14 protein-coding genes are annotated in these 14,071 nt (G+C 69.3%); 3 read left to right on the top strand and 11 right to left on the bottom strand.

What is annotated here, in order from left to right; genetic code table 11:
• Window positions 1-36: 36 nt before the first annotated feature.
• On the top strand, window positions 37-1,218 hold the full coding sequence (locus JOD27_RS25475; protein ID WP_204764786.1) for an MFS transporter: 1,182 nt from the start codon (window positions 37-39) through the stop codon (window positions 1,216-1,218).
• Here JOD27_RS25475 and JOD27_RS25480 read toward each other — a convergent pair.
• Window positions 1,161-2,021 (bottom strand): DUF8083 family protein, encoded by an 861-nt coding sequence (locus JOD27_RS25480; protein ID WP_204764787.1) that lies wholly within the window; start codon window positions 2,019-2,021, stop codon window positions 1,161-1,163. The genes JOD27_RS25475 and JOD27_RS25480 overlap by 58 nt on opposite strands.
• Before the next feature lie 173 nt (window positions 2,022-2,194).
• Between JOD27_RS25480 and JOD27_RS25485 the strand changes: the two genes are divergently transcribed.
• Window positions 2,195-2,380, top strand: coding sequence for a DUF3073 domain-containing protein (locus JOD27_RS25485; RefSeq protein WP_189258117.1), 186 nt, complete (start codon window positions 2,195-2,197; stop codon window positions 2,378-2,380).
• A gap of 72 nt (window positions 2,381-2,452) precedes the next feature.
• On the opposite strand, the gene JOD27_RS25490 is transcribed toward JOD27_RS25485, so the two are convergent.
• The 10 genes from JOD27_RS25490 to JOD27_RS25535 form a co-directional block, all read right to left on the bottom strand.
• The gene (locus JOD27_RS25490; RefSeq protein WP_204764788.1) at window positions 2,453-3,442 is read right to left on the bottom strand and encodes an NADH:flavin oxidoreductase/NADH oxidase; all 990 of its coding nucleotides are present in this window, start codon (window positions 3,440-3,442) and stop codon (window positions 2,453-2,455) included.
• A gap of 105 nt (window positions 3,443-3,547) precedes the next feature.
• On the bottom strand, window positions 3,548-5,401 hold the full coding sequence (iolD, locus tag JOD27_RS25495; RefSeq protein ID WP_204764789.1) for a 3D-(3,5/4)-trihydroxycyclohexane-1,2-dione acylhydrolase (decyclizing): 1,854 nt from the start codon (window positions 5,399-5,401) through the stop codon (window positions 3,548-3,550).
• Window positions 5,398-6,285: a 5-deoxy-glucuronate isomerase gene (gene iolB / locus JOD27_RS25500; protein ID WP_204764790.1), complete on the bottom strand. Its 888-nt coding sequence runs from the start codon at window positions 6,283-6,285 to the stop codon at window positions 5,398-5,400. Before iolB ends, iolD begins: the two co-directional genes overlap by 4 nt.
• The gene (locus JOD27_RS25505; protein ID WP_204764791.1) at window positions 6,282-7,187 is read right to left on the bottom strand and encodes a Cgl0159 family (beta/alpha)8-fold protein; all 906 of its coding nucleotides are present in this window, start codon (window positions 7,185-7,187) and stop codon (window positions 6,282-6,284) included. The genes iolB and JOD27_RS25505 overlap by 4 nt, the downstream gene beginning before the upstream one ends.
• Window positions 7,184-8,116 carry a 5-dehydro-2-deoxygluconokinase gene (gene iolC, locus JOD27_RS25510; RefSeq protein ID WP_204764792.1) on the bottom strand — a complete coding sequence of 311 codons (933 nt, stop codon included), beginning with the start codon at window positions 8,114-8,116 and terminating at the stop codon, window positions 7,184-7,186. The genes JOD27_RS25505 and iolC overlap by 4 nt, the downstream gene beginning before the upstream one ends.
• Entirely contained in the window at window positions 8,113-8,883 is a 771-nt protein-coding gene (locus tag JOD27_RS25515; protein ID WP_204764793.1) for an ATP-binding cassette domain-containing protein, read from the bottom strand. The genes iolC and JOD27_RS25515 overlap by 4 nt, the downstream gene beginning before the upstream one ends.
• Window positions 8,880-9,929, bottom strand: coding sequence for an ABC transporter permease (locus JOD27_RS25520; RefSeq protein ID WP_204764794.1), 1,050 nt, complete (start codon window positions 9,927-9,929; stop codon window positions 8,880-8,882). Before JOD27_RS25520 ends, JOD27_RS25515 begins: the two co-directional genes overlap by 4 nt.
• 15 nt (window positions 9,930-9,944) lie before the next feature.
• Window positions 9,945-10,946: a sugar ABC transporter substrate-binding protein gene (locus tag JOD27_RS25525; RefSeq protein WP_204764795.1), complete on the bottom strand. Its 1,002-nt coding sequence runs from the start codon at window positions 10,944-10,946 to the stop codon at window positions 9,945-9,947.
• Between the two features lie 14 nt (window positions 10,947-10,960).
• Window positions 10,961-11,821, bottom strand: a complete 861-nt coding sequence (locus tag JOD27_RS25530; protein ID WP_204764796.1) for a TIM barrel protein — start codon at window positions 11,819-11,821, stop codon at window positions 10,961-10,963.
• A 2-nt stretch (window positions 11,822-11,823) separates the two neighbouring features.
• On the bottom strand, window positions 11,824-12,819 hold the full coding sequence (locus JOD27_RS25535) for a Gfo/Idh/MocA family protein (RefSeq protein ID WP_204764797.1): 996 nt from the start codon (window positions 12,817-12,819) through the stop codon (window positions 11,824-11,826).
• A 135-nt stretch (window positions 12,820-12,954) separates the two neighbouring features.
• On the opposite strand from JOD27_RS25535, the gene JOD27_RS25540 reads away from it, so the two are divergent.
• Window positions 12,955-14,067: a LacI family DNA-binding transcriptional regulator gene (locus JOD27_RS25540; protein WP_204764798.1), complete on the top strand. Its 1,113-nt coding sequence runs from the start codon at window positions 12,955-12,957 to the stop codon at window positions 14,065-14,067.
• The last annotated feature ends 4 nt before the right edge of the window (window positions 14,068-14,071 follow it).

Raw genomic sequence — 14,071 nt, forward strand, 5'->3', positions numbered from 1 at the left:
GTTCCACTTTTTGAGCAACCGACCTAGCGTGACCCCATGGGGTACCGCTGGGTCGTGCTGTGCATCGGGGCTTTGGCGCAAGGCACGAACGCGGCGGTCTTCCTCGGCCTTTCGGCGATCAGCCCGCAGCTCCGCGACCACTTCGGCCTGACGTTGCCCCAGGTGGGGCTGCTGCTCGGTGCTGTCAACCTCGGAACGATGGTCGCGCTGGTCCCGTGGGGCCTCTTCGCGGATCGGCGGGGTGAACGGCTCGCCATGACCATCGGCGGAGTCGGCGCCGCGGCCTGCCTGGTCGGGGTGGCGCTCGGCAACGCCTGGATCGCCGGTCTCGCGCTGCTCGGCGCCGGGCTGTTCGGGGCGAGCGTGAACGCCGCGAGCGGCCGGGCGGTGATGTCGTGGTTCTCCTCCGGCCGGCGCGGGCTGGCCATGGGCGTGCGGCAGACGGCGACGCCCCTCGGTGCCGCGCTCACGGCGGCGTTCCTGCCCGGCATCGCGATCACCCGTGGCGTTCCGGCGGCGTTCGTGGCGTTGGCGTCGGTGACCGCGTTCGTGGCGCTGGCGGTGGCGCTGCTGGTCCGCGAGCCGCCGGGGGCCACGCGCGGCGGCAGCGACCACGGCCTCGTGCTCAAGGACCCGAAGCTGATCAGGCTCACCGTGGCCAGCGGCCTGCTGGTGGTTCCCCAGTTCACCGCCGCGACCCTGCTGGTGCCGTTCCTGCACGAACACCGCGGTCTCACCGTGACGACCGCCGCGGTGGTGTTCGGCATCGCTCAGGCGCTCGGCGGCGCGGGCCGGTTGGCGGCGGGGATCTGGTCGGACCGGGTGGGCAGCCGGGTCGGGCCGTTGCGGATCCTCGCCGTGGCGATGGCAGTGGGCTTCGTGCTGACCGCCGTACTGGACCAGGCGCCGCTGCCGGTGCTGATCGCGGTCCTGGTGCCGACCGGCGTGCTCGCGCTGGCCTGGAACGGGCTCGCCGTCACCGAGGCCGGTGAACTGGCGCCGGAGGGCCGCAGCGCGACCGCGATCAGCATGCAGAACACCTCGAACTACCTCAGTGCGGCGATCACGCCGGGCATCGCGGGCTGGGTCGCCGTGCACGTGGCGTGGCCCGCGGCGATGGTGCTCGCGGCAGCGGCGTCGTTGACGGGCTGGGCGCTGCTTCAGCCGTGGCGTTCCCTGCGGGCCAGCTCGCCCCAGAACTCGCGCAGCGTCTCGTAGCGCAGCGCCACCTCCTCGGCGTCGCCCGTCTCGAGCGCGTCGACGATGGCGTTGACGTCGGCCGCCGAGGTGTCCTCCAGCAGGTCCTTGTCGTTCATCAGCTGGACCAGGCCGCCGTAGTCGAGCTCGACGGCCGAGTGCGGGTGGAAGTGGTCCAGCCAGCGTCCGGTGTCCGCGAGGACCTTGGCCGGCCCCTCGTTGCCCAGCGAGCCCTTCACGACCTTCAGCGCCCGTGCCACGCGGCGACGGGCGTCCGCCATCGCGACCCGCCACGACACCTGCCGTTCCGGATCGTCCTGGGCGCTCGCCAGCACCACACGGCGCTGAGCCGGGTCGACGAGGGAGAACCACGGCAGCGGCACCGTCCAGGTCGTGGAGATGACGTGGACGGCCCCGGCGGCGAGCTCCGCCATCACGGCCGAGGCACGCGACCGGACGGTCTCCGGCGCCACGCCGAGTGCCGCGTCCTGCAGGATCGGCGGAGAGGACGCCAGGAAGCCCACGAGAGCCGCCGCGGACCGCGGCCTGAGGTCCAGAGGGCAGACGAGCGGTCCCGGCCCGACACGCGCGGTGTCGGAGGTCGGCACCTCCGCGGGACTGATCGTCATCACGTCGAAGGACTCGCCCGGGAGGAGCTTGTCGGCCAACTGTGATCGCAACCACAGTTCCCGTTCCCGCTCCCCTACCTCCGCACGGGGTAACGGGCCGGTTTCCAGGGCGTTTCGGACCTTCTCCGCTAGCGGTGCGTCCAACTCCGATAACGGTTCGTACACCCGTAGGTAGGCGACGAACGGTCTGGGCACCTGTGCATCCTTCCACGCGAGGGCGGCCGCGAGATTTGGCGGTACGTGTCACGCCTACCGCGTCGCGAGGAACCCCATCGGCACGGTACGGTAGTTACCAGGAACTAGTTGTCGAGACGAGTGGGGCCGCCGTTCCCCCGGCCGCCCCCGTCCCTGTGCGAGGGGGTCGAGCCATGGGGCGCGGCCGAGCGAAGGCCAAGCAGACGAAGGTCGCCAGGGAGCTCAAGTACAGCTCCCATGAGACCGACTTCGCTGCTCTGCAGCGCGAGCTGTCTGGCGAACCGTCGTCGAACGGGAGTGGTGGTGCCGACGAGCGCCACGACGACCCGTACGACGACTACGACGACTACCGTCGCTGAATTCAGCCTGAAGAGTTCAAGGGTTGGGCAACCGGATCCTCGGTGCCCAACCCTTGAACTCTGAGGGCGCTCTCAGAACGCCCTGGCGTACTGCCTCGGTGCCTTGATCTCCACACCCAGCTGCTGTGCCGCGCGTAGCGGCCAGTACGGGTCGCGGAGCATCTCGCGCCCGAGCAGCACCAGGTCGGCGGAACCGTCGTTCAACACCTGTTCGACCTGAGTCGCCTCGGTGATCAGGCCGACCGCACCCGTGGGCACGTCTGCCTTGCGTCGCACCGCCTCGGCGAGCGACACCTGGTAGCCGGGCCCGACCGGGATGTCCGCCTGCGCGGTGTTGCCACCGCTGGACACGTCGATCAGGTCCGCACCCGCGGCCTTGAGCGCCTGTGCCAGCACAACGCTGTCGTCGGCGGTCCAGCCGTCCTCGACCCAGTCGGTGCCGCTGATCCGCACGATCACCGGCACGTCCGAGCCGACCGCCGCCCTCACCGCGGCGGTGACCTCGACGGGCACGGCGATGCGTTCCTCGAGGCTGCCCTCGTTCGTGAGCGGCGAGTAGAACTCGTGGAGCAGGTACCCGTGCGCGGCGTGGATCTCGAGCACCTCGAACCCGGCTTCGAGTGCTCGAAGCGCGCCTTCGACGAACGCCTTGACGATCTCCGTGTGGTTGGTGATCTTCTCCGGCGTGTTCAGGCCGGGGAACGGCTCGGTGGTCGGCGCGACCGGAACCCAGTCACCGACGGCCTTGCGCCCGGCGTGCGCGAGCTGGATGCCGGGAACCGAGCCCTGCTCCTTGATGAACGCCGTGATCCGCTTCCACGCCTGCACCTGCTCGTCGTTCCAGATGCCGGCGTCCTCCGGCGAGATCCGGCCCCTCGGCTCGACGGACGTGGCCTCGGCGATCACCAGGCCGGCGCCACCGACCGCGCGCGAACCGAGGTGGACGAGGTGCCAGTCGTTCGGTACGCCGTCGGTCGCCGAGTACTGGCACATCGGGCTCACCGCGATGCGGTTGGGCAGGGTGACCGAGCGCAGGGTCAGCGGAGAGAACAGCAAGCTCACGGGAGGCTCCCTTGAACAGTTCGTAGGCCTACGAACTGTTCAAGGGGTCGCTGTCCGCGTGTTGTTCCCCGATGTGAGGTCGTCTCAGTCACCGGGAGGTGACGCTCAGCTCAGGTAGCGCACCTGACGGGCCTTGCCCTCCAGCACTTCCTCCCGAGCCTGAGCGATCTCCGGCCGGTGCGACGTCTCCGGCACGCCGACCTCCCACCACGCCCCGGCCTCGGTCCACGACGACGGGTGCGTGCGGATCACGACGACGGCCGGGCGGCGTTCGGACACCGCCACCTCGCGAGCCTTGCGGTAGGCGCCTTCCAGCTCACCCAAAGACTCCACGGGGAAGACCGCGCAGCCCATCGACGCGGCGTGGGCGGCGAAGTCCGTGCGCGGGGGTTCGGTGTGACTGGTCGTGCAGTCGGCGTAGAGGTTGTTGAAGCCCGCGCCGCCCTGGCCCGTCTGCAGGCGGTGGATCACCGCGTAGCCGTCGTTGTCGCAGACCACAGCGACGAAGCCGTGGCCCGCGAAGGACGCGGAGAACAGCTCGGAGTTCAGCATCAGGTACGAGCCGTCGCCGAGCAGCGTGGTGACGATGCCGCCGGTGTGGGCGATGGCGGCGCCCCACGCGCCGGCCAGTTCGTAGCCCATGCAGGAGAAGCCGTACTCGACGTCCATCGTGGCCTCGCCGGACGCGCGCCAGCCGCCGATCAGCTCGCCCGGCAGGCCGCCGGACGCCGTCATGACGTAGTCGGTGGGGCCGCTGACGTCGTTCACGACGCCGACGACCTGCGCGTACGTCGGGAGGCCGTCACCAGGGGTGCGCAGGGCGGTGATGTGCTCGTCCCACTTCGCGCGCTCGGTCAGGGCGCGGCGGGCCCAGTCGGCGGGAGCCTGCCAGGAGCCGAGGACGTCGGTGAGTTCGCGCAGGCCCTCGTCGGCGTCGGCGACCAGGGCGAACGAGCCGCGCTTCACGGCGTCGAAGCGGGCCGCGTTCAGCGAGATCATCCGCACGTCGGGGGAGAAGACGGTCCAGGACGCGGTGGTGAAGTCCTGCAGCCTGGTGCCCACGGCGATCACGAGGTCGGCCTCGCCCGCCAGGACGTTGGCCGAGGTCGAGCCGGTGATGCCGAGCGGGCCCGCGTGCAGCGGGTGGTCGTGCGGGACCAGCGTGCGGCCCGCGGTGGTCTCGGTGATCGGGATGTTGTGCTGCTCGGCGAACCGCAGGGCACGGCCCGCGGCGCCCGAGTAGCGGACGCCGCCGCCGAGCACCAGGAGAGGGCGCGAAGCACCTCGGACTGCCCGCGCTGCCTCGGCCAGCGAGTGCAGGTCTGGGCGTTGGCGCAACGGGCGGTGGACGACCTCGGCGAACAGCGACTCCGGGAAGTCGTAGGACTCGGCCTGCACGTCCTGCGGCAGAGCCAGGGTCACGGGACCACAGTCGGCCGGGTCGGTCAGGATCCGCGCGACCTGCGGGAGCGTCGACAGCAGCTGCTCGGGACGGGTGATGCGGTCGAAGTAGCGGCTGACCGCGCGGAACGCGTCGTTGACCGTCGTGGTCGGGTCGTGGAAGTGCTCGACCTGCTGCAGCACCGGGTCGGGTGCGCGGCCGGTGAACGTGTCGCCCGGCAACAGCAACAAGGGCAACCGGTTCGCGTGGGCCACGCCCGCGGCGGTGACCATGTTCAGGGCGCCGGGGCCGATCGACGACGTGGCGACGCCGACCTGGCGGCGGTGGGAGGCCTTGCCGATGCCGACCGCGGCGAGGGCCATGCCCTGTTCGTTGTGGCCGCGCCACACCGGCAGGCGGTCGCGGACCTCCTCCAGGGCGTTGCCGAGGCCGAGGACGTTGCCGTGGCCGAAGATCGCGAACACGCCGAGGAACAGCGGCGCGTGCGAGCCGTCGAAGAGTTCGGTGCGCTGGGCCAGCATCCAGCGGACCAACGCCTGCGCGGTCGTGAGCTTCACTTGACCCGCCCCTCTGCGGTCGTGACCGGGCAGCGCGGGTCGAGTTCCTGCGTCGCCCAGCTGTCCCGGACCCAGGTGTGCGCCGGGTCGTCGCAGAACGCCATCGAGCGTTCGGCGCCCGGACCGGCGAGAACGTTCAGGTAGTACATGGGATATCCCGGCGCCGCGACGCACGGGCCGTGGTAGCCGCGCGGGATCAGGAACACGTCACCGTCGCGCACGGTCACGTCCTCGTCGATCGTGCCGTCGTCGGTGTACGTGCGGTGGAAACCGAAACCGGTGCGGGAGGGCGTGACCTGGTCCCGGTCGGCGATGCGGAAGTAGTAGACCTCCTCGTTGTTCACCTCGCACGGCTCCGAGTCGTCGTGCTTGTGCGGCGGATACGAGGACCAGTTGCCGTCCGGGGTGATGAGTTCGCACGCGTTGAGCTTGTCCGCGTGGTCCCACACGCCCGGTACGCCGAAGTTGGTGACCTGGCGGGTGGCGTTGCCAGAGCCACGCACCTCGACGGGAACAGCGTCGGCCGGGCCGTACTTGGGAGACAACCGCTTCGAGCACCGCGCCATCGGCAGCGCGACCTCGCATCCGTCTACAGAGGACAGTACGACCGAAGCGTCACGGGGCACGTAAGCGAAGTCCGTGACGCGGGTGAACACCGACTCCCGGCCCTGCAGTTCGTAACGCTCGGCGTCGACCTCCACCGTCAAAGACCCGGCCAGCGGCAGCACGAACGCCTCGAACTCGCCGGTCTCGACGGTGCGCGACCCACCGGCCTCGATCCGCAGCACGCGCAGTCCCGTATACGCCCACCCCGCGTCCTCTGGTGTCAACGAGATGACGTCCGAGGCGGTCGAGAGCGTCCCGTGTGGACGGTGCAAAGTCATGCCGTGATTCCCCTTGCGGTACGAAGGACTTCGGCAGCGGCGGCGACGGCAGCGGCGACGTCGCCGTCCGGCGGGTAGAGCAACGCGCGGCCGACGACGAGTCCGCGCACGGTCGGGTGGCGCAGCGAGCGGCCCCACGACGCGAGGTCGTCCTCCGGCTTCTCGGACGGCACACCGCCGAGCACCAGCGCGGGCAGCGCGGTGGTGTCCAGCACGACGTCCGGCTCGTCCGGCGCGGGCAGCTTCAGCCAGGTGTACGCGGAGGTCGCGCCCAGCCCGGCGGCAACGGCCGAGGCACGCGACAAGGCCGCGGAGTTCTTCTGCAGCACCAGCTTGTCGTTGTGATCACGCTTGTACGGCAACGGTTCGACCATCGCCATCAGCCCGTGCTCCGCGAGCTCGGTGACGGCCCGCGCGCAGCCTTCCAGCGTCGGGATAGTGCCGGGGTCCGAGTCGACCAGGCGCAGCAGCATCTTGCCGCCGTCCAGCCCGAACGCGGCGATGGACGACGCGTCGTAGGCGGTGAACCTGTCGTCGATCTCCCAGTCCGCACCGGCCAGGCCGCCGCGGTTCATCGAACCGATGACCACGCGCTCGTTCAGGCCGTCCAGCAGCAGCAGGTCCTCGATCACGTCCGGCGTGCCGAGGACACCGTCGACCTCGGGGTTCGCCAGCGCCGTCAGCAACCTGGCCAGCAACGACCTGCGGTCGGCCATCGCCAGCGGGTCGCCGCCGACGCCCAGCGCGCCCCGCGCCGGGTGGTCCGCCGCGACCAGGAACAGCGTGGACTTGCCGTTCAGCAACGAGTTCCGCCGACGGCGAGCCTGATACGCCCGCCGCACCGCGCCGGGATCGGTCGCTCGCGTCTCCAGCAGCTCAGCCCACTGCTCGTCAGTGATCACAGCAGATCCTCGATCTCCTTCTGGTCCGGCATCGCATCGGCGCAGGCCAGCCGGGACGCCACGATCGCGCCGGCCGCGTTGGCGTGGCGGGCGATCTTCACCGGGTCCCAGCCCGACAACAGGCCGTGCACCACGGATCCGCCGAACGCATCACCCGCGCCGAGCCCGCACACGACCTCGACCGGCGTCGGCTCGACCGTCCACCGGCCGTCCGGCGTCGCCACGAGCACACCCTCGGCGCCCTTCTTGACCAGCGCCAACGAGATCCCGCGCGCCAGCAACCGATCGGCGGCCTCGTCCGGGTCGGACGTGCCGACCGCGATCTCGCACTCGGTCCGGTTGCCCACCGCGACCGTCACGTGGTCGAGCATCCAGCTGATCTCGGCGCGCGCTGTCTTCACATCCGGCCAGAACATCGGCCGGTAGTCCAGGTCCAGCACGGTGTGCCCGTGCCGCGCCCGGTTCGCGAGCATCATCCGTTGCGACGAACGAGCGGGCTCGGCGGAAACCCCGGTGCCCGTCACCCACAACAGCGGGACCTCGCGCGTGAGCGACCACGGCACGTCGTCTTCGCTCAAAGTCAGATCCGGAGCGGTCGGCAGCCGGTAGAACAGCAGCGGCGGGTCCGCGGGCGGGTTCAGCTCGCAGAACACCACCGGAGTCAGCAGATCGGGCGAGGTCCCGACGTACTCCGACGACACTCCGAAGCCTTCAAGTGCCTGCCGCACATACGTTCCGAACCCGTCCGGCCCGACCTTGGTCAGCACCCCGGCACGACGGCCGAGCCGCGCGGCGGCGACCGCGACGTTGGTCGCGGTGCCGCCGAGCGACTTGGCGAACGTGCTGACCTCGGCCAGCGGCACCCCCGACTGCTCGGGGTAGAGGTCGACACCGACCCGGCCGACGGTCAGCACTTCGAGAGACGTCACGCCTCGACACCCCGCAGCTCGTGAGCCAGCGCTTCCAACTCGGCACCACCGGCCATCTGGCGCGTCAGCTCCTCCAGACCGATCTCCGGCTTCTCGTAGCTGCCCAGCGCGCGGCCGCGCTTGAGCAGCAGGAACCGGTTGCCGACCGGATAGGCGTGGTGCGGGTTGTGCGTGATCAGCACGACGCCGAGACCGCGATCACGGGCCTGGGCCACGTACTTCAGCACCACACCGGCCTGCTTCACGCCGAGAGCCGCGGTCGGCTCGTCGAGGATCAACACCTTGGCGCCGAAGTAGACGGCGCGGGCGATGGCGACGCACTGCCGTTCACCACCCGACAGCGTGCCGACCGGCTGTTCCACGTCGCGCAGGTCGATGCCCATGTCGGACAACGCCTTCTTGGTGATCTCGCGCCCCTTCCTGCGGTCCAGGAAGCCGAACTTCGTCGTCGGCTCGGAACCCAGGAAGAAGTTGCGCCACACCGACATCAGCGGCACGACCGCGAGGTCCTGGTACACGGTCGCGATGCCGTGGTCCAGGGCCTCGCGCGGCGACGAGAACCTGACCTCGTCGCCCTCGACCTTGAACGAGCCCTGGTCGTGCTGGTGAACTCCGGCCAGGATCTTGATCAGGGTCGACTTGCCCGCGCCGTTGTCGCCGAGCACGCAGGTGACCTCACCGGCGTTGACCACAGTGGACACATCGCTCAGAGCGATGACGCTGCCGTAGGTCTTGCCGATGTTCTCGACCTCGATGAGTGACGTCATCGCTTCACCCTTTCCGCCCGACGGCGAAGCATGTTGTTCACCAGCACGGCCGCCAGCAGCATCACGCCGAGGAACAACTGGAACCAGTCGCTGTTCCAGCCGGCGTAGACGATGCCCTGCCGCGCCATACCGAAGATCAACGCGCCGATCGCCGCGCCCACCGCGGAACCGAAGCCACCGGTCAGCAGGCAGCCGCCGATCACCGCCGCGATGATGTACTGGAACTCGAGGCCGATGCCCTGGTTCGCCTGCACGCTCGCGTACCGCAGGATGTTGATCGAGCCGACGAGCCACGCGGCGAACGCCGTCGTCATGAACAGCAGGATCTTCGACCGCACGACCGGCACACCGACCGCGCGCGAGCTCTGCGCGGCACCACCGATCGCGAAGATCCAGTTGCCGAACTTGGTGCGCACCAGCACGGTCGACGCGATGACGGTGAACAGGACCCACCAGATGATCGACACGTAGAAGTTCGAGCCGCCGATCTGGAACGTCGACGCGAACAGGAAGCCCGCCGACTCGTAGCCGGCCGTCGACCGCATGCCCGACACCTGGACGCTGCCCGTCACGAGGCGGGTGACGCCGAGGTTGAGGCCCTGCAACGCGAGGAAGCTGCCCAGCGTCACGATGAAGCTCGGCAGGCCCGTGCGCATCACGAGCCAGCCGTTCAACGCTCCCACCGCCAACGCGAAGGCGAGCGACACCAGCAACGCCAGCCAGACGTTGAGTCCCAGCTGGGTGGCGAGGAGAGCCGTGACGAGCGCGGTGGACGCCGTCATGACACCGGCGGAGAGGTCGAACTCGCCACCGATCATGAGCAGCGCCACGGCGACCGCCATGATGCCGAGCATGGACGCGTCGTCCAGCCAGGTCGCGGCACCGCCCAGGCTCAGGAACTGCTCGGTGACCACGGAGAAGAAGAGGAACACGAGCAGTGCGCCGAGCATGGCGCCGATCTCCGGACGCACGACCATCTGGTCGAGCAGCCTCGGCTTGCTCAGCCGTTCGTCGGCAGCCGGTGGGGCCTTGGCCGTCACGGTCATCTCCCCGCTCACTCCCTACCGCTTGCCGTTCTTGGCGTACTCCGCGACCTTGTCCACATTGGACTTGTCGACGAAGCCGGGACCGGTCAGTACGGGCTTGCCACCGCCGAGCGTGTTGGCGTTCTCCTTGAACAGCTTCAGCATCACGATCGGCAGGTAGCCCTGCTCGTACTGCTGCTGGTCGACGGCGAAGAGCACGTCACCGGCCTTGATAGCGGTGACCACGTCGGCGTTCAGGTCGAACGTCGCGACCTGCGCCTTCGAGCTCGCGCCCTTGATGGCGGACGCCGCGTTCACCGCGACCTGCGGGTTCAGCGCCAGCACGCCGTCGAACGAGGTGTCGGACTGCAGCTTGGCCTTGATACGGGACTCGATGTCGGTCGGGTTGGAGATGTCGACCTGGAGGTTCTCCACCGTGCCGCCGAAACCGGTGCGGGCACCGTCGCAGCGCTGGTTGAGGCCCGTGTTGCCGGCCTCGTGGATCACGCACAGCAGCTTGGTCTTGCCCGCGGCCTTGAGCTTCTTGCCGGCTTCCTCACCGGCGATCGACTCCTCCTGGCCGACGTGTGCCATGGCACCGAACTCCGCGCTCTTCGCGCTGCCCGAGTTGATCGTGATGACCGGGATGCCGGCCTTCACCGCGTTCTGGATGGACGTCTTCAGCGCGTCCGGGTTCGCCATCGACACCACGATGCCGCCGACCTTCTGCGACACGGCGTTGTCGATCAACTTGGCCTGGGCGCCGGGGTCGCCGTCGGAGTTGTAGGTGACGCCGACGCCGAGCTGCTTGCCCGCGTCCTCCGCGCCGACCTTCACCACGCTCCAGAACGCGTCACCCGCGGTGCCGTGCGTGATCACGGCGACCTTGAGGTCACCCGAACTGCCGGATGAGCTGTTGTTCTGCGTGTTCTGCGTGTTCTGGGTGTTAGTACCCGTGGGACCGCTACACGCGGTGAGTAGGGCAACTGCGAGAACTGCGCCCACAGCGCCCGCACGGATGACCAAGCGAGACTTCATCGTCTCCAGTCCCTTCAGAGGATCTTTCCGAGGTGCGCGAGGCTGCGCGCGGTGTCCTTCAGTGGCTTGTCCACTGGACTTCCGTCCTTGAGCTGGGTGTCCTGCTCGAGCACGAACCATCCGGTGTAGCCCGCCTCTTGAACGAGCTTCACCAGCGCTTCCACGTTCACGTCGCCGTCCCCGAGCGGCACGTAGATGCCCTGTTCCACGGCATCGGTGTAACTGAGCTCGCCGCTGCGCACCTTCGCCGCGATCTCGTCACGCACGTCCTTGAGGTGCACGTGACCGATCCGGTCCGGGTAGCGGCGCGCCAGCTCGACCGGGTCCGTGCCACCGATCAGGAGGTGGCCGGTGTCCAGGCAGAGCTGGAGATCGGAGTCCGCGAGGAACCGGTCGACCTCCGCCTCCCGCTCGACGTGGGTGCCCACGTGCGGGTGCAGCACGGTGGTGAGCCCGTGCTCGGCGGCGATCTCCCGGATCTTCGCGCAGGTGTCGACGAGGGTGTTCCACTCGTCGTCGGTGAGTTGCGGTCGTTCGTCGTAGCCGTCGAGACCCGTCGCGGCGGCGAGCACGAGCACCTCGGCCCCGCCCGCCTTCAGGATTCCCGCCACGCGGTCGGCTTCGTCCAGAGTGGACTGGACGTCCGTGTGCAGCGTGACGGCGAGGAACCCGCCGACGAGCGTCAGTTCGTACTCGGTGAGCAGCGCCTTCAACGCACCGGGGTCGGCGGGCAGGTAGTCGGGCGGGCCGAGCTCGGTGGCCGCCAGGCCCAGCGAGTTCATCTCGTCCAGAACGGTCGTGGCCGGCAGGACGTTGCCCCAGCCAGGAACCTCGCACACGCCCCAGGAGATGGGTGCTCCAGCGATCTTGGCCATGCCTAGTTCCCCTCGATCTTCACCGGTGCGCCGGTGCGGCGCGACTGCTCACACGCTTCAGCCAGGCGGAGGCTGATCAGACTCTCCCGCGCCGGTGACGGGTTCGCGACTTCACCCTTGATGACCTGCGTGAACAGGTTCATCTCGTTGACGTACGCGCGGTGGAAGCGCTCCGGGAAGCCGGGGTAGGCGTCCGGTCCGGCCACGTGGCCGCCGGGCTCCAGCGAGTTCAGCGGCGTGCGCGGGTCGACGCCCGCGACCAGCGAGTCCTTGCTGCCCAGCACCTCGATGCGGTGGTCGTAGCCGACCGGGTCGTGCCGGCCGCCGGCCAGCGTGGCGTGCGCGCCGCCCGCGAACTTCAGCATCACGACCGCGTTGTCCACGTCGTCGGCGTCCGCGAACGCCTGGTGCACCAGGACGGAGCCCGACGCGTAGACCTCGACGACGGGCTCGCCGACCAGCCACGGCACGCAGTCCAGGTCGTGGATCAGCAGGTCGCGGAAGATGCCACCGGACGCGGGCAGGTAGGAGAAGTCCGGCGGGTTCGCGTCGTTGCCGACGGCCCTGACCAGGTAGATGTTGCCGACCTCGCCCGCGCGGATGCGGCGGTTGAGCTCGTAGATGGCCGGGTCGAAGCGGCGCTGGAAGCCCACCAGGACCTCGACGCCGGACTTCTCGACGTCCTCGACCAGCGCGGTCATCTCGGCGAGGTCGCTCGCGATCGGCTTCTCGCACAGCGTGGGGACACCCTTGGCGATCGCCGCGCGCAGCATCTCGGGGTGGGTGTTCGTCGGGGTGGCGAGCAGGACGCCGTCGACGTTGCCGAGCAACGTGTCGAGGTCGTCCACCGCCTTGGTTCCGCTCAGCTCAGCCGACGCCTGCGCGGCACGACCGGGCACCGGGTCGAAGAGAAGAACCTCGTCGACTCGATCCAGTGCGGCGAGGTTGGTCGCGTGCATGGTGCCGATTCGACCGACACCCGCTACTCCGATCCGCATCGCAGGTTTCCCCTGTTCATCGCCGATGATGTGTTAGAGCGCTCTATTGGTTGGAGCGCTCTAATGCTGTAGCTTCCGTCACACGGGTGTCAAGGGTGTGTTTCCCGCCCGTGACGTGAGGGGAGGTGGTTACCGGTGGTCAGACCGACGATGGAGGACGTGGCTCTGCGTGCGGGCGTGTCCCGCGCACTGGTGTCACTCGTGATGCGCAACTCACCCAAGGTGAGCGAGGCGCGACGCGCCGCAGTGCTGAAGGCCGCGGAGGAGCTGGGGTACTCGCCGCACGCGATGGCGCGGTCTCTCGCGTCGCGCACGTCGACCGTGCTGGGCGTGATGGTGTCCGACCTGCACAACGCGTTCTTCGCCGAGGTCGTGGACGGCATCGACGAGGTAGCGCGCGAGCAGGGGTTCGACATCATCATCAACACCGGTGGCCGTTCGCCCGCGCGCGAGCGCCGGGCGCTGGAATCGCTGCTCTCGTTCCGCCCGGCCGGTCTGATCCTGTTGTCGCCCGTGGTACCCGCGACGGCGATTTCGAAGGCCGCCGAACAGCTTCCGATCGTGCTCGTCGCCCGGTCGTCTCGGGTGTCCACTGTGGATACGATCAACGACGACGGCGAACAGGGCGCGCGGCTGGCGGTCGACCATCTGGTCTCCTTGGGGCACAAGCGCATTGCCCATCTGGACGGCGGTGAAGGCACCCAGGCCGGACCTCGTCGGCGCGGATACGTCACCGCGATGGAAGCGCACGGCCTTGTGCCGCAGGTCGTGTCGTCCGAGTACACCGACGCCGCCGGCGCGCGGGCGATTCGCAGGCTGATCTCCGATGGCACCTTGCCCACCGCCATCCTGTCCTGCAACGACTTCAACGCCGTCGGCGCGATCTCGGCGTTGGAGGACGCCGGGCTGCGCGTGCCTGCTGACGTTTCCGTTGTGGGGTACGACAACACGTCGTTGGCGGCTCTCCGCCACGTTTCGCTGACCACGATCGACCAGCCGCGCGCCGAGTTCGGCCGGTTGGCAGCTCTCGCCTTGCTGCAACGAGTTCGCGACGGGCGCACCGAACCCGTGCGCCATCTCCTCAATCCCTCTCTCGTCGTCCGCAACACGACTGCCCCACCGGCGACTTCGCGTCGGTCGTCCGGTTCCCCCTTGCTGCCAGCCGCCGAAGGCGATTCGGCGGGAAGCGGGAGCCGGACGGCCGACTTCCAGGCGAAGTCGCCGGAGCGGCGCAGCCGCGACCATTGAACGG

It is taken from the genome of Lentzea nigeriaca (genome assembly GCF_016907955.1).
GTDB lineage: Bacteria > Actinomycetota > Actinomycetes > Mycobacteriales > Pseudonocardiaceae > Lentzea > Lentzea nigeriaca.

Coding starts and splice junctions, on each gene's coding strand:
- JOD27_RS25475 (WP_204764786.1), top strand. CDS start 37: ATGGGGTACCGCTGGGTCGTGCTGTGCATCGGGGCTTTGGCGCAAGGC.
- JOD27_RS25485 (WP_189258117.1), top strand. CDS start 2,195: ATGGGGCGCGGCCGAGCGAAGGCCAAGCAGACGAAGGTCGCCAGGGAG.
- iolB (WP_204764790.1), bottom strand. CDS start 6,285: ATGACTTTGCACCGTCCACACGGGACGCTCTCGACCGCCTCGGACGTC.
- JOD27_RS25515 (WP_204764793.1), bottom strand. CDS start 8,883: ATGACGTCACTCATCGAGGTCGAGAACATCGGCAAGACCTACGGCAGC.
- JOD27_RS25520 (WP_204764794.1), bottom strand. CDS start 9,929: ATGACCGTGACGGCCAAGGCCCCACCGGCTGCCGACGAACGGCTGAGC.
- JOD27_RS25525 (WP_204764795.1), bottom strand. CDS start 10,946: ATGAAGTCTCGCTTGGTCATCCGTGCGGGCGCTGTGGGCGCAGTTCTC.
- JOD27_RS25530 (WP_204764796.1), bottom strand. CDS start 11,821: ATGGCCAAGATCGCTGGAGCACCCATCTCCTGGGGCGTGTGCGAGGTT.
- JOD27_RS25535 (WP_204764797.1), bottom strand. CDS start 12,819: ATGCGGATCGGAGTAGCGGGTGTCGGTCGAATCGGCACCATGCACGCG.